This window comes from Streptomyces sp. Ag109_G2-15, assembly GCF_900215565.1.
GTDB classification, from domain to species: Bacteria; Actinomycetota; Actinomycetes; order Streptomycetales; family Streptomycetaceae; genus Streptomyces; species Streptomyces diastatochromogenes.
Genome location: NZ_OCNI01000002.1, coordinates 1,006,826 through 1,021,734 on the forward strand (window position 1 = coordinate 1,006,826; position 14,909 = coordinate 1,021,734).

Below are 14,909 nucleotides of genomic sequence, written 5' to 3' on the forward strand. Positions count from 1 at the left end.
TTCACGACGTTGTCGGCGGCGTCAGTTGACCTTGCGGGCGGAGCCGCCCCAGAAGCGGTCGCGCAGTTCGCGGCGGAGGATCTTGCCGCTGGGGTTGCGCGGCACATGGTCGATGAACTCGTAGGCCGAGGGAAGCTTGAAGGCGGCGAGGCGCGGAACCAGGAAGCGGTGCAGGTCCCGCGGGCTCGGCTGGTCCCCGGGTACGGGGACGACGAACGCGTGCACCCGTTCGCCCCAGCGCTCGTCGGGGGCCCCGACGATCACCGCCTCGGCCACACCAGGGTGGCTCTCCAGCACGTTCTCGATCTCGGCCGGGTAGACGTTCTCGCCGGCGACGAGGATGGCGTCCTTGATCCGGTCACGGATGAAGATGTAGCCGTCCCGGTCGATGTACCCGGCGTCGCCGGTGTGGATCCATCCGTCGACCAGGGTCTCCGCGGTCTTGTCGGGCAGGCCCCAGTACTCCACCATCCGCGCCGGGGTGCGCAGGCAGACCTCGCCGATCTCGCCCGACGGCAGTTCCCGGCCCTCGTCGTCGATCACCTTGGCGCGGACGCCCGGATACGGGTGGCCCGCCGCCTGCATGCGCGGTCCGCCGGGGACGTGGTCGCCCGGTGGGAGGCAGACGGCGGTGTTGCCGGTCTCGGTGAGCCCGTAGATCTGCGCGAACTCGCAGTCCAGTACGTCGAGGCTCTCCTCCAGCAGGCTCTCGGAGATCGGGGAGCCGCCGTAGACGGTCTTGCGGAGGGTGGTGAAGTCCTTGGCGCCGACCCCTGGTTCGGTGAGCATCATGCGGAGCATGGCGGGAACCACGCAGGCGGTGGTGATGCCGAGGTCGCGGATCAGGTCGACGGCCTGGCGGGCGGCGAAGGCGCGCATCGCCACGATCGTCGTCCCCGCATTGAGGTTCTGCGTGGCCCACCACAGACCGCCGATGTGGAATCCGGGGATACCGACGAGGGCGATGTCACCCTCCCGCCAGTCGATCCAGTCGAGCCCCTCGCGGGCCAGGGCCTCACGGATGGCGAAGAAACTGCGGTGCGCGAGCACGACCCCCTTGGGGAGCCCGGTGGTGCCGCTGGTGTAGAGCTGGGCTACCGGGGTGTCGGCGGTCGCGTCCACCTTCGTCTCGGTGTCAGGGTGTCCGGTCTTCCACTCCGCGAAGTCCGGGCCGAGGGGTACGACCGTCTCGGGCGGCGCGGTCGGCATGCGCTCCACGATCGGCGTGAACTCCTCCTCCAGGAAGAGGAGCCGGGTGCCGGAGTCCTGGAGGATGTGGCTCACCTCGGGTGCGGTGAGCCGCCAGTTGACGGGAACCAGGACGGTGCCGCTCTTGGCGCAGCCGAAGAGGATCTCGTAGTAGTGCTCGGACTCCTTGCCCAGGTAGGCCACCCGGTCGCCCTCGGTGAGCCCGGCGGACCGGATCGCGTGGGCGATGCGGTTGCTTTCGCGGTGCAGTTCGCCGTACGTCAGGCTGCGGTCCTCGCAGAGCACGGCCGGGGTGTCGGGCCGGCGGTCGGCATGGAAGCGGGTGGTCTGGACGAGCGTCTCCATGGGCTCCATGGGCGGTCCCTTCGATGGCTCAGCGGACGTTGACGAATGCGAGCGTCGCCTCGCCGTCGCACCGGCCGCCGTCGGCGTCCCAGTAGCGGTACGAGGTCTCGGCGTGGATGAACGGCTTGCCGCCACCGGGCACGCGCCGGGTGACGGACAGGAACGCCATCTCCCCGGAGAACGAGCGGGGGTTGACGGGCCGCCGGAAGTTGCCCGCGAACCGGGCGATGAGGATGTCCGGGAGCTGGTGTCGCCAGAAGTCGTTCAGGGTCCAGTCCTCGAACCCTGCCAGGAGTCCTTCCTTCACGGACTTCGCGACGAGGTAGTACATCATCTGGTTGTAGGCGATGTTGACCTCGACCGAGTTCAGGTGCCCGGTGTCATCGATGTAGCAGGACTCGGGGATCGCGAACTCACCGCGCGCCGAGGTGTGTTCGGAGCCGACGGTGACCTCGGCGGACTTCAGGTACTTGCAGTGCTCCTTGTACGGCAGCAGGACGCGCGCGAGCAGGGCGGCGTCGGTGGCGTACGAGCGGTCGACGGCGGGTGTGGTCATGGCACCCGTATCCCGTCGTGCAGCTTGTGCTCGTCGTGGACGGTGACGCGGTAGGAGACGGTCGGCTCGGGGGTGGTCGTGTGCCGGGCGCGGTGGATGAGGCTGCGGTTGTCCCAGATCAGCAGGTCGCCCTGCTCGAAGCTCTGCAGGTGGATGTTGTCGTGTTCGAAGGTGTCGTCGAGCTGGCCGGTGGCCTCGAAGAGGTGCCCCAGCAGCTTCTCGTCGAGTGGCGTGCCGTTCGCGTCCTCGATGCCGACGGTGAAGCCCTCGCTGATGTACAGAACCGTTTCACCAGTGAGGGGGTGAACGAAGGTGGTCGGCTGCCTGACGGCCGGGGTCTTGCGCTCGACCTCTTCGATGATCTCGGAGAGGGGGCGGTAGACGTCGTGCGGGCGGATCTTGAAGTACTTGCGGACCGAGTGGCGGCAGTACGTGCCGGCGATCTCCTTCTTCAGCTCCTGGGGCAGCCTCTCGTAGGCCCGGCCCATGTCGATGAAGTACGTACCGCGGTTCCGCTGCGGAATGACCTGCGGGTAGATCAGCGTGATGCCGAAGGGGTCGGGCATGAACTGGTAGTCGGCGTGCCAGAACTTGCCCGTCTTCGGCACGCCTATCTGCTTGCCGTTCTCCGGGACGTTGGAGGAGACGAAGATCTCCTTGGTCTCGGGGTGGTGGTACATCGGCTCGTAGTAGGTCTCGGGGCGGCCGAGGCGCTTGCCGAGGTCCAGGAACTGCTGGGGAGAGAGGTCCTGCCCCTTCAGGACGGCGATCTTCTTCGTGTAGACGGTCTGCAGAAGCGTCTCGATGTCCGCGTCGGAGGCGCTGGTGTGGTCGAAGCCCTCCACCGTGGCGCCGAGGGCAGAGCCGAGCTGTTCGGTGATCTTCATGGGTGTCTTCCTTCGTAGGAGGTCAGCGAGCCTTCTTGGCGTCGATCAGTGCCGCGGTGCCGCCGAGGGTGAGGGTGGGGCGCAGCTCGCTGTCGTGCACCGTGACGCCGAGGTCGCGCTCGATGCGGATGCTGATCTCGACCATCGTCAGTGAGTCGACGTCCAGTTCGGCGAAGGTGGCCTCGGGGGTGAAGCGGTCGGCGGGAGCGTCGTGCAACTTCGCGAGGATCGTCACGAGTTGGTCGTAGGTGGTCGTGCTCATGAGGCGGTTTCGTCTCCTCGGTCGTACGGGCCGGCGGGTACGGGCTGTATGTCGGGCCAGGTCAGTAGGCAGGAGCCCCAGGTGAGGCCGCCGCCGAAGGCGGTGAGCAGGAGCCGGTCGCCGGGGCTGATCGCCTGCCGGGCGACCGCGTCGGCCAGGGCGAGCGGGATGGAGGCGGCACCGGTGTTGCCGACGGCGTCGACGTTGGTCACGCAGCGTTCCCTGGGCAGACCCAGGTCGTCGGCGACGGAGTGCAGGATGCGCAGGTTGGCCTGGTGGGGCACGAAGTGGTCGACTTCGTCGATCTTCCAGCCCGCCGTGTCCAGGACGGCGCGCGCGGACTCGGCCATGCGGGTCACCGCGTGGCGGTAGACCTCGTTGCCGCGCATCGCGAAGTGCCGGTCGCGGTGCTGTACTTCGCCGCCGGTCGAACGCTGGCGGGAACCGCCCGCGGTGATGGTGATCAGGTCCTCGTGCGCACCGTCGCTGCCGAGGTCGAAGTGGCCGACCGCGCCGGGGTCGTCGGCCTGCCCGGCTCGCAGGACCACGGCTCCCGCGCCGTCGCCGAAGATGATCGCGTTGGCCCGGTCCAGCGGGTCGACGATCGTGGAGTAGGTGTCCGCGCCGATGAGCAGGACCCGTTCGGCGACGCCGCACATAATCAGGCCGACGGCGGTGGCGAGGCCGTACACGAAGCCCGTGCACACGGCTCCGACGTCGAAGGCTGCGGCCCCGGCCAGGCCCAGCCGCGCGGCCACGGCGGGGGCGGTGGCGGGGCAGGGGCGGTCCGGTGTGGTCGTGGTGACGATCACCGCGTCGACGGAGTCGGCTCCCGCATGGCGCAGGGCTCGGCGCCCGGCCGCGACGGCCAGGTCCGAGGTCGCCTCGCCGGGTTCGATGACATGGCGGCGGCGTATTCCGGTGCGGGTCCGGATCCAGGTGTCGTCGGTGTCGAGCCGCTCGGCGAGGTCGTCGTTGGTGACGACGCGGGGTGGCACCCATCCGGCAAGTCCGCACAGGACTGCGGCGGGTGGGCTGGGCGAGTTGGTGGGCATGGCTGATCTCCAGGTGTGGGGAGTTCCGGGGGCGCCGGGACGGGAGGGGGACGGTGGGAGCGGGTCTAGGGACCCGTGGTCGTTCTGCGCACGGCGAGGGTCAGCGGCACGCCGCAGGCGATTCCGGCCGCTATCGCGAACACGGCGGCCCTTATGCCGTCCAGCGCGGTACCGTCCGCCGGGTGCGGGCCGACCGCACCGGCCAACGCCACCAGCACCGCGAGACCCACCGCGCCACCGACTTGGAGGCTGGTGGAGGCGAGCCCCGACGCCACGCCCTGGTCGTCGGGCTCGACACCGGCGGCGGCGGTGATCCACATGCCGGTCCAGGCAGCCCCTTGCCCCAGGCCCAGCAGCACGATGCCCGGCAGCAGCAGGGGGTACGAGCCGTGCTCGGTGAGCGCCAGGCCGAGGGCGGCGGCTCCGGCCGCGCCGAGGGCCATACCGCCGACCAGCATGCGGCGTACACCGACGACGGCAACGGCCCGTTCTCCCACCTGGGTTCCGGCAGCGACCACCACGGCCGGGACGAGGAAGGCGAGGCCGGTCGCGAACGCGCTGTAGCCGCGCACGGTTTGGAAGTAGAGGGTCAGGAAGTACGGCAGGGAACTGAAGGTGGCGCTGTACACCGCCGTCACCGCCATCGCACCGACGAGCCCACGGTGTCTGAACAGCCGGATCGGCACCAGCGGATCACGCGAACGCGTCTCGACAAGGGCGAAGAGCGCGAGAAGAGTCAGCGAGAGCACGGCGCTCACCAGGGCGGACGGGCTGGTCCAGCCGGCCGCGGGGCCGTGAACCAGCAGGAACACCAGGAGGGTTACGCCTCCGGTCCCGGTCAGCGCGCCCATCATGTCGAATCTCCGCGCTTCGGTCCGCGGGGCGTCCGCGGGAAACAGCACCCGGCCCGCCCACGCGATCGCCGCCGCCACGGGGACGTTGACGAAGAACACCGACGGCCAGCCGGACCCCTCCACCAGCACCCCGCCGAGCAGGGAACCGAAACAGAGACCTCCGGCCCCCGCGGCACCCCAGACCGCCAAGGCCCGGTTCCGGTCCGGCCCTTCGGCGTAGATCGTGTTGATCAGGGACAGGGTGGCCGGGAACAGCAGGGACCCGCCGATGCCTTGGACCGCCCGCACGGCGACCAGCGCTCCCGGGGTCTGGGCGAACCCACCCACCAGTGAGGAACCCGCATAGATCAGTGCCGCAGTGACGAACGTCCGGCGCCGGCCGAGCAGATCGGCGGCCCGGCCGCCCAGCAGCAGGAAGCTGCCGGTCGTGACGACGTAGGCACTCACCACCCACTGCAGATCGTGCTCCGAGAAGCCGAGGCCCGCGCCTATGTCGGGGAGAGCCACGTAGACGATGTTGTAGTCGAGGGCGATGACCAGTTGGGCCAGCGCCAGGACGAGAAGGGGCAGTCGTGCCGACATCGTCCGGTCCCCCTCACCAGAAGAAAAGAAATAGAAAACGAGACGAATATCGAATCCGTCGATCATTTTCGGTCACGATAGCACTCCGAAGAGAACTTGAGAATGGCTGTCCTATCGACTTCCCCAGGGCTGGGAATTCACTTTTTCGGGCAGCACTGAGAACCGACAGCACAGAACTGTCGGTTCTTGTTTTCGGGAGTTTCAGGCGGTCAACCGTCTCCCATTCGTCGCCTGATTTCCGAGATGAGGGCCACCAGCGCCCGCCGTTCCGGAATGGTCGTTTCCGGGTGCCAGAGGTCCATGAGGAGGCAGGTGCGGGGACGATCGCCGTCGTTGCGCGCCTCGTGCTCGAAGGAGTAGTCGAAGAGCAGGCAGTGACCTTCCTGCCAGGAACGGGTCTCACCGGCGACGGTGATGCCGCACCCGTCGGGGATGTCCACTGCGAGATGCAGGTTGATGCTGAAGTTCCACAGGTCGCAATGCGGCGCTATGGATGCCCCGGGGAGCAAGGTGGAGAAGTGGCATTCCAGGAGAGGGCATATCGCCTCCGTGTCGACGGCGAACTCCTGGAGCACCTTGTAGGCGGTCGGCACGGTCGCAGCCGAATCCTCGACCAAGGCCCCACCACGGTAAAGATAGAGAGCCTGCCAGTCGTGCTGCCGGGTCAGGTAGTGCTCGTAATCGGAAAATGCCTCCCGGTGGACCGCCCAGGCCGAGTTCAGCTCGCCCTTGATGACCGGATGAGCGGATTCCAGTGCCGCGACGACGGGGATCAGTTCCGGATAGGCGTAGGGATCGTGCCACGGGGTGGGAGACAGACCCGGCAGGATCCACTTGGCTCCCTCCTGGAGCGGATGCCGTGGCCCTCCCCCTCCAGGTTCCAGCATCCGCTCCACCCTGCTGAGGGATTCCGCACCGTGATCGCTTCTGATCGCCGCGAACGCGTTCTCTATCTCGGGTGTCATGAGGCCCTCCTGGCTGATGCCGCGACCGTGCGTCGTGCCGCGCCGTCGCATCAGTAGTCGGACAGGAGTCCGAGCGAGTTCCCCCGACTTTCGGTCAATGTGCCGCGCCTCTGGGAGAACTGACGCTTCCGTTCGCCCCTGGGAACCAGGCCGGCGTCGGGCCTGCCTCTTCGTGCCGGACGGCCGGAGCCAGGTCCACCAACCGGTCACAGAGAGACGAGTACCGGGTCGTCGGTACAGAAGCTGCACCTCCCCACGCATGATCCCCGCGCCGCGCCCCGGCATCGTGCCGGCGCGCGCCATGGATCCGGGAGCCACGGTCACACGCGGAAGCCAGGAGCAGGCCCTGCTGCGCCACGCCCTTTCAGCGGGGTTCCGGTTCTCCCGTCCGCCCACGGTGATCTGACCACCGCTCAGCTGGTGGAGCCCGGCCACCGCGCGCAGGAGCGCCATACGGGCCCGGGCCGCCGTCGCGCCGGCCGGTGCGACACGTTCCCCCGCGTGCACCTCGAGCCGCACGCCCCGAATCTCCGTCATCGCATCGGCTCGGCAGCGGACGTCACGCAGCCGCACGTCCAGTGCGACCGGATCGCCCGAGGGCCAGGAGAGCCGCTCCCGAACTCCGTGTGATCGCCATCTGGTCTGTCCCACGTCCCAGTAGTCGTGCGACCGCCCCACCGAGTTCCCCACGTCACGGCAACTGGGCCGGGAACTTGGGGCCACCGGCTTCCGGCTACTTCTGTGTGACCCGGAACAGGAGATACGTCGCCGCTTCCCTCAGAAGAGCCGTCGGCTCGGTGCCGGCACCACCCCTCGGTGCATGCGGCGGAACACTGGCTCTGCTGGTCGCCTATACGGGCAGTGGAGCGGCGGGGGATCCGCCTCCGAGGATCTCCGTGGTGGACGCGCGGCTCATCGCTCCGGCCGGGGCCGCCTCCGCCGTCGAGGGCTGCCGCCGGTGCCGCCGGACTGATGCTGACCGAACAAGCGTGCAGACGCGGTCAGGCGGGCTGCCACAGCTCGATCCGATTGCCCTCGGGATCGGTGACCCAGCCGAATCGGCCGACGCCCTCCATGTCCTGCGTCTCCTCGGCCACGTCCGCTCCCTTGGCGCGCAGTTGCGCGAGCATCGCATCCAGGTCGCGGACCCGGAAGTTGAGCATGGTTCGCTGGGCCCGGGACCCGAAGTAGTCGGTCTCGGACTCGAACGTCGCGAACACCGTCGGCCCGGCTCCCTGACGCCACAGGCCGTTCTCGTCGGCGTCCAGGCCCAGGCAGTCGCGGTACCACGCGTTCAGGGCCGCCGGGTCGGTGGCCCGCATGAAGTATCCGCCGATTCCAAGCACACGTTCCATGCCGCCATCTTGCCAGGACGGCGATCGGGCGGGCCGGCACCACACCATCACCCGCTGCACCCCCGTCTCCATCACGGGTCGCCGGAAACGCCGGGGCCCGGGCGACGACTGTGGAGGTCCACGTCGTCGTCCGGGCCGGCTCCCCCCTATCAGGTGGTGCGTCAGGAGACGTTGACCGCGCTCCAGGCCGCGGCCACGGTGGCGTACTCGGTGCTGGTGGCTCCGTAGAGGTCCTTCGCCGCGTTCAGAGTGGCGGTGCGGGCGCCCTTGTAGTCCGTGGTGGAGGTCATGTAGACGGTCAGCGCCCGGTACCAGATGGCGGAGGCCTTCTTGTTGCCGATGCCGGTGACGGTGGAGCCGTTGCAGGTGGGGCTGTTGTAGGAGACGCCGTTGATGGTCTTGGCGCCGCTGCCCTCGCTCGCGAGGTAGAACCAGTGGTTGCCGACGCCCGAGGAGTAGTGCACGTCGAGGCGGCCGACCGACTTCGACCAGCAGTCGGCGGAGCGGCCGTCCAGGGACGGCTTGTCGAAGCGGCGCAGCCACGGCGGGGTGGACTGGTCGCTGAAGAGGTAGTCGGGGGTGTCGACCGGGTTGTTGGCGTACCACTCGACCATGGTGCCGAGGATGTCGCTGGTGGCCTCGTTCAGGCCGCCGGACTCACCGCTGTAGCGCAGGTTGGCGGTGGCCGAGGTGACGCCGTGGGTCATCTCGTGGCCCATGGTGTCGAGGTCGACCTGCTCGGGGTCGGTGGTGCCGTTGCCGTCGCCGGTCAGCATGCAGAAGCAGGAGTCCGACCACTGGGCGTTGTCCCAGTTGGTGCCGACGTGGACGAAGACGGTGGCGCCGCGGCCGTCGTTCTTGATGCCGTTACGGCCGAAGGCCGTCTTGTAGTAGTCGAACGTCTCCGCGGTGTTGGCGTGCGCGTCGACGGCGGCGGTGGCGCGGTCGGTGGAGAACTTCTTGCCGTCGCCCCAGGTGTTGTCGGCGTCGGTGAACAGGGTGCCGGAGGAGCTCTTCAGCGACGAGGACGAGAGGTTGTGCGCGTCCTTGGTGATGTGGCCGCGCACCGGGTCGATCAGGGCGAAGGTGCCGTCGGCCTGCTGGGTGGTGTCGATGCCGACGTCACCGGTGTACTCGGAGTGGCCGGTGCCGGTCGCCTCGCGCTCGGCGTCGTAGTTCTCGATCGCCGCGCCGGTGGTGGCGTCGGTGACGAAGACCTCGCCGTGCGGCTGGCCCTTGTCGCCCAGGCCCTGCACGGTGGTGCGCCAGGCCAGGCGGGGGGTGCCGTCGGCGGCCCACACGATCAGCTCGGGGGTGGTCTTGGCGTTGCGCACCAACCCGTGCGAGCGCTTCAGGGCGCCGGCCGCGGTGCCCCTCGCGTCGACGGCGGGTGTGACGGACTTGAGCGCCACCTTGTGGGCCTTGGCGCGGGTGGATCCCTTGAGCGAGCCGTCGGCCTTCTGGTGGACGACGAAGTCGCCGCCGACGACGGGGAGGCCGTGGTAGGTCCGTTCGAAGCGGACGTGCTGGGTGCCGTCGGCGTCGATGACGACGTCCTTGACGTGGAGTCTCTGGCCCGCACCAAAACCGAAGGTGTCGGCGTGCCGGGTCACGTTCGCCTTGGCCTGGGATATCGCCGTGTCGCGGACGGAAATTCCGCCCCGCACTGCGCTGGTCTGCGAGTGCGCGGGTACGGCCATCGCGCCCGTGGTGATGACGCCGGCTGCGACCATCGCGGAAAGGGCAAGAAGGGGACGGGGCATGACGGGGTGATTCCTTCGCTCGTCGTGGGGTGACGACGCCCTGGGGGACGTTGACGCGAAGTGTTCACCAGGTGACATGTTCCTGACGTGACTTCATCTGGGATATAACTGCGGAGTTATAGGGCAGGGGGAGCCGTGGCCCGGGCGGTCACCTGCGCTCGCCGAGGGCGAACTCCTCTCCCCCGTCCTCCCACCAGGCCAGATACTGCGGCCGCTGCCGCACCAGCGACAGATAGGCGGCCAGCAGACGCTCGCCTGCAGCGTCGGCCAGCTCGAGCGGAACCGATTCCGTGTTCCAGGCCAGCAGCAGCCGCCGGTGGAACGGGACGTCCACGAGCGGCCGCTGCACGGTGCCGTGGGCGGGGACGTCGGCGGTCGGCCATACGCCGCAGACGGCACGCCGGCCGGCGACCAGGATCTGCGCCACGGACAGGTCCGGCGTCACATGGGCGATGCGCGGAGTGAATCCCGCCGACTGACAGGTGAGATGAAGGTACGCGTGCACACCGCTCTCGTCGGCCTCCGGCATGACCCACTCCTCGCCCGCCAGCTCATGGAGGCCGACCACCTCCTGGCGCGCCAGCGGGTGGTCTTCGGGGAGCAGGACGAAGACCGGCTCGCGGAGCAGTGTGCGCGTCTTCACCGACTCGCCGACCGGAAGCGGGAAGCCGGGGAACTCGCCGAACACCGCGATGTCGCATTTCGACAGGCTCAGCGATTTCACCAGGGTGTGCACCGAGCGGCGGGCGTCTATGGTGAGCCGGCGTTCCGGGACGAGTTCGAAGAGGGCGGAGACCAGCAGGGACATGAGGGGGCCGGCGGTTCCGCCCGCCCTCAGTGGCGCGACGGCCTTTCGGTCCGCCTCGGCTGCCGATCGCGCGTGCTCGCGCAGCCGGTCGAAGCCGACGACGAGGTCACGGGCGCAGCGCAGGACGTACTGTCCGTTCTCGTTCGGGGTCACCCCGTCCGCGCGGCGGATGAAGAGCGGGCCGCCCAGCTCGTGTTCGATCCGCTTCAGCTGAGCGCTGGTGGCCGGCTGAGAGAGCTGCAGGCGTGCGGCGGCCTTGCGGATGCTGCCGGCCTCGGCGACGGTGAGCAGGATACGGAGGTGCCGGAACTCCAGGTGCATGCACATTCCCCGCTCAGCGCGGGGGACCCCTGCACCCCCCTTGACCAGCAGAACCCGTTGCCCGACGGCATGGTGACCAAGAGTCCGACGGACCCGTGGGGGCGGCAACCAAGGGACAGTAAAACCTGCATGCGAACGCTACGGCGTTTCACCCTCGACGGCGAGCGATCGCCTGCCGGTTACTTCCGAGACGTGCGGGATGCCCACGGTGTCCCAAACGGACCGTACATATGCGGAATCCTTTCTTCGGCGAGTCCGGCGTCAGTAGGGTGACCTCCGTGAAGGCACTCCTGTTGTCCGGTGGCTCAGGTACCCGTTTGCGCCCCATCACGCATACGTCGGCGAAACAACTCGTACCGGTCGCGAACAAGCCGGTGCTGTTCTACGGTCTGGAGGCGATCGCCGGGGCGGGCATCACCCAGGTCGGGATCATCGTCGGGGACACCGCCGAGGAGATCCGGGAGGCGGTCGGCGACGGTTCCGCGTTCGGTCTCGACGTCACCTACATCCCGCAGGCGGCTCCGCTGGGGCTGGCCCATGCGGTGCTGATCGCCCGCGAGTTCCTGGGCGACGACGACTTCGTGATGTACCTCGGCGACAACTTCATCGTCGGTGGCATCACGGATCTGGTGGACGCCTTCCGCGCCGAGCGGCCGGAGGCGCAGATCCTGTTGACGAAGGTGCCGAACCCGACCGCGTTCGGGGTGGCCGAGCTGGACGCGGCGGGCCAGGTGATCGGGCTGGAGGAGAAGCCCAGCCATCCCAAGAGCGAGCTGGCGCTGGTGGGCGTGTATCTGTTCACCCCGGCGGTCCATGAGGCCGTACGCTCCATCGAGCCGTCCTGGCGCGGCGAGTTGGAGATCACGCATGCCATCCAGTGGCTGATCGACGCCGGGCGGGACGTACGATCCACGACGATCTCCGGGTACTGGAAGGACACCGGGAACGTCACCGACATGCTCGAGGTCAACCGCTCGGTGCTGGAGACCCTCGAGCGCCGGATCGACGGCACGGTCGACGACGACAGCGAGATCATCGGCCGGGTGCGGATCGAGCCCGGGGCGAAGGTGACCGGCAGCCGGATCGTGGGCCCGGTGGTCGTCGGCGCGAACACCGTGATCACCGACTCCTACGTCGGCCCCTTCACCTCGATATCCGGCGACTGCCGGATCGAGGACAGCGAGATCGAGTACTCGATCGTGCTGCGCGACTCCTCGGTGAGCGGCGTCCGGCGGGTGGAGGCCTCCCTCATCGGCCGCAACGTCGAGGTCACTCCCGCGCCCCGCAAGCCCGCCGCCCACCGTTTCGTCCTCGGCGACCACAGCAAGGTGCAGATCTCCTCATGACGCCCCCTTCCCCTCCCGCCCGCCCGACCCGGATTCTGGTGACCGGCGGCGCCGGTTTCATCGGCTCGCACTACGTCCGCACGCTCCTCGGCCCGGCCGGCCCGGGCGATGTGGCGGTCACGGTGCTGGACAAGCTCACCTACGCGGGCAATCCGGCCAACCTCGACGCGGTGCACGAGCACCCCGGATTCGCCTTCGTCAAGGGCGACATCTGCGACGCCGAGCTGGTCGACGAGTTGCTCGCCCAGCACGACGAGGTCGTCCACTTCGCCGCCGAGTCGCACGTGGACCGATCCATCGACGGCGGGGCGGAGTTCGTCCGCACGAACGTGGTCGGCACGCACACCCTGGTCGACGCCGCCCACCGGGCCGGGATCAGGACCTTCGTGCACATCTCCACCGACGAGGTGTACGGCTCCATCGACTCCGGCTCCTGGCCGGAGACCGACCCCCTGCGCCCCAACTCCCCGTACGCCGCCTCCAAGGCGTCCAGCGACCTGATCGCCCTCGCCTGCCACCGCACCCACGGTCTCGACGTACGGGTGACCCGCTGCTCCAACAACTACGGGCATCACCAGTTCCCCGAGAAGGTCATCCCGCTGTTCGTCACCAACCTGCTGGACGGCAGGAAGGTCCCGCTGTACGGCGACGGCGGCAACGTCCGCGACTGGCTGCACATCGACGACCACGTCCAGGGCATCGAGCTGGTGCGCACCAAGGGGCGCGCCGGTGAGGTCTACAACATCGGCGGCGGCACCGAGCTGTCCAACAAGGAGCTGACCGCCCTGCTGCTGGAGGCCTGCGGCGCGGACTGGGACACGAGCGTCGAGTACGTCGCCGACCGCAAGGGCCACGACCGCCGCTACTCGGTGGACTGCGCCAAGATCCGCACGGAACTCGGCTACGAGCCACGCAAGGACTTCGCCGCCGGCCTTGCGGAGACGGTCACTTGGTACCGCGAGAACCGCGCCTGGTGGGCGGCGCTGAAGGAGCGCGTGGCGCTGTGACCTCCACGTGGCTGATCACCGGCGCCACCGGGATGCTCGGCCAGGACGTCGTGGCGCGGCTCCGCCAGGACCGCGAGAAGGTCGTCGGGCTGGCCCGGGACGGTCTCGACATCACCGACGCCGGGGCGGTCCACGACGCGGTCGACGCGCACCGGCCCCGGATCGTGGTCAACTGCGCCGCGTGGACGGCCGTTGACGACGCCGAGGCGCGCGAGGCGGACGCCCTGCGGGTCAACGGCGACGGGCCCGGGCGTCTCGCCGAGGCGTGTGCGAAGACCGGCGCCAGGCTGGTTCAGGTCTCCACGGACTACGTCTTCGCGGGCGACGCCGCCGAGCCGTACTGCGAGAACGCCCCTACGGCACCGCGCAGCGCGTACGGTCGTACGAAGCTGGCGGGGGAACGGGCGGTGTCGGCCGCCCTCCCGGACGCTGGGTATGTCGTGCGTACGGCCTGGCTGTACGGGGCGGCGGGCCGGAATTTCGTCAGCACGATGATCGAACTCGAGTCCGCCAGGGACACCGTCGACGTGGTGGACGACCAGTACGGACAGCCCACCTGGACCGTGGACCTCGCGGACCGGCTGGTACGGCTCGGGCAGGCCGCCCTCGCCGGTACCGCGCCCGCCGGGATCTACCACGGCACCAGCGGTGGGGAGACGACCTGGTTCGGCCTGGCCCAGGAGATCTTCCGGCTGCTGGGCGCGGACCCCGGACGCGTCCGGCCGACCACCAGCACCGCTTTCGCGCGACCCGCTCCCCGCCCCTCGTACAGCGTCCTGGGGCACGACCGCTGGCGCCGGGCGGGGATCGAACCCATCCGTCCCTGGCGCGAGGCGCTGGAGGCGGCTTTTCCGGCTCTGCTCGACGAAAAGAAAGGTTCAGCCCGGTGAGCTTCACGATCCAGCCGACCGCGCAGGTCGACGAGACGGCCACGGTTGGTGACGGAACGACGGTCTGGGATCTGGCCCAGATACGGGAGGACGCCCGGCTCGGCAGCGGGTGCATCGTGGGCCGGGGAGCGTATGTGGGCCCGGGGGTGCGGATCGGCGACCACGTGAAGCTCCAGAACTACGCCTTGGTCTACGAACCCGCGGTGCTCGGTGACGGGGTGTTCGTCGGCCCGGCGGCGGTGCTCACCAACGACTACTTTCCCCGTTCGGTGGACCCGGAGGGCCGGCTGAAGCGCGGTGGTGACTGGCAGGCCGTGGCGGTGGTGGTGGCCGAGGGGGCGTCGCTGGGGGCCCGTTCGGTGTGTGTGGCGCCGGTACGCGTCGGTCGTTGGGCGCTGGTCGCGGCGGGTGCCGTGGTGACGCGGGATGTGCCGGACTTCGCGCTCGTGGCCGGCGTTCCGGCGCGCCGGATCGGCTGGGTCGGCCGAGCCGGCGTACGACTGGTCGAGCGCGAAGGGGAGTCGGGCGGATGGGAGTGCCCGGAGACGGGCGCGCTGTACGACGAGAAGGACGGCGAACTCGTCGAACGCGCATGACGCCTGATTCTCCCAAAACACCAATCCTCGAACATCCGCAGGCATAACATGTGTGCGAACTGTGCAGGCCGGGGCACAGTGAGCACACATGCCAGTAGTGCCCAGGGG

At 69.1% G+C, this 14,909-nt stretch carries 14 protein-coding genes; 4 read left to right on the forward strand and 10 right to left on the reverse strand.

Going from position 1 to position 14,909, the window contains the following annotated elements; translation table 11 throughout:
* Nucleotides 1-21: 21 nt before the first annotated feature.
* From CRP49_RS41055 to CRP49_RS41100, 10 genes are all read right to left on the reverse strand, one after another.
* The gene (locus CRP49_RS41055; protein WP_097258455.1) at nt 22-1,563 is read right to left on the reverse strand and encodes a fatty acid--CoA ligase; all 1,542 of its coding nucleotides are present in this window, start codon (nt 1,561-1,563) and stop codon (nt 22-24) included.
* A gap of 19 nt (nt 1,564-1,582) precedes the next feature.
* The gene (locus CRP49_RS41060) at nt 1,583-2,110 is read right to left on the reverse strand and encodes an FcoT family thioesterase (protein WP_097258456.1); all 528 of its coding nucleotides are present in this window, start codon (nt 2,108-2,110) and stop codon (nt 1,583-1,585) included.
* Entirely contained in the window at nt 2,107-2,997 is an 891-nt protein-coding gene (locus tag CRP49_RS41065) for a TauD/TfdA family dioxygenase (protein ID WP_097258457.1), read from the reverse strand. Before CRP49_RS41065 ends, CRP49_RS41060 begins: the two co-directional genes overlap by 4 nt.
* 22 nt (nt 2,998-3,019) lie before the next feature.
* Nucleotides 3,020-3,259, reverse strand: a complete 240-nt coding sequence (locus CRP49_RS41070; RefSeq protein WP_097258458.1) for an acyl carrier protein — start codon at nt 3,257-3,259, stop codon at nt 3,020-3,022.
* Nucleotides 3,256-4,314, reverse strand: a complete 1,059-nt coding sequence (locus CRP49_RS41075) for a beta-ketoacyl-ACP synthase III (RefSeq protein ID WP_097258459.1) — start codon at nt 4,312-4,314, stop codon at nt 3,256-3,258. Before CRP49_RS41075 ends, CRP49_RS41070 begins: the two co-directional genes overlap by 4 nt.
* Nucleotides 4,315-4,379: 65 nt before the next feature.
* Nucleotides 4,380-5,750 carry an MFS transporter gene (locus tag CRP49_RS41080; RefSeq protein WP_097258460.1) on the reverse strand — a complete coding sequence of 457 codons (1,371 nt, stop codon included), beginning with the start codon at nt 5,748-5,750 and terminating at the stop codon, nt 4,380-4,382.
* Nucleotides 5,751-5,959: 209 nt separating this feature from the next.
* Nucleotides 5,960-6,715 carry an aspartyl/asparaginyl beta-hydroxylase domain-containing protein gene (locus CRP49_RS41085; protein ID WP_097258461.1) on the reverse strand — a complete coding sequence of 252 codons (756 nt, stop codon included), beginning with the start codon at nt 6,713-6,715 and terminating at the stop codon, nt 5,960-5,962.
* A gap of 1,001 nt (nt 6,716-7,716) precedes the next feature.
* The gene (locus CRP49_RS41090) at nt 7,717-8,070 is read right to left on the reverse strand and encodes a VOC family protein (RefSeq protein WP_097258462.1); all 354 of its coding nucleotides are present in this window, start codon (nt 8,068-8,070) and stop codon (nt 7,717-7,719) included.
* A gap of 161 nt (nt 8,071-8,231) precedes the next feature.
* Nucleotides 8,232-9,803, reverse strand: a complete 1,572-nt coding sequence (locus CRP49_RS41095) for a M4 family metallopeptidase (protein WP_257033804.1) — start codon at nt 9,801-9,803, stop codon at nt 8,232-8,234.
* 178 nt (nt 9,804-9,981) lie between these two features.
* A complete protein-coding gene (locus CRP49_RS41100) occupies nt 9,982-10,962 on the reverse strand; it encodes a LysR family transcriptional regulator (RefSeq protein ID WP_179852011.1) in 981 nt (326 codons plus the stop codon).
* A 278-nt stretch (nt 10,963-11,240) separates the two neighbouring features.
* Here CRP49_RS41100 and CRP49_RS41105 point away from each other — a divergent pair, with 278 nt between their 5' ends.
* From CRP49_RS41105 to CRP49_RS41120, 4 genes are read left to right on the forward strand one after another with little or no spacing between them, the layout of a single operon-like run.
* Complete coding sequence (locus tag CRP49_RS41105; RefSeq protein ID WP_097259303.1) at nt 11,241-12,308, forward strand: glucose-1-phosphate thymidylyltransferase; 1,068 nt, start codon at nt 11,241-11,243, stop codon at nt 12,306-12,308.
* Nucleotides 12,305-13,315, forward strand: a complete 1,011-nt coding sequence (rfbB, locus tag CRP49_RS41110; protein ID WP_097258465.1) for a dTDP-glucose 4,6-dehydratase — start codon at nt 12,305-12,307, stop codon at nt 13,313-13,315. Before CRP49_RS41105 ends, rfbB begins: the two co-directional genes overlap by 4 nt.
* Nucleotides 13,312-14,205 carry a dTDP-4-dehydrorhamnose reductase gene (gene rfbD, locus CRP49_RS41115; RefSeq protein WP_097258466.1) on the forward strand — a complete coding sequence of 298 codons (894 nt, stop codon included), beginning with the start codon at nt 13,312-13,314 and terminating at the stop codon, nt 14,203-14,205. The genes rfbB and rfbD overlap by 4 nt, the downstream gene beginning before the upstream one ends.
* Nucleotides 14,202-14,801, forward strand: a complete 600-nt coding sequence (locus tag CRP49_RS41120; RefSeq protein WP_094219061.1) for an acyltransferase — start codon at nt 14,202-14,204, stop codon at nt 14,799-14,801. Before rfbD ends, CRP49_RS41120 begins: the two co-directional genes overlap by 4 nt.
* The last annotated feature ends 108 nt before the right edge of the window (nt 14,802-14,909 follow it).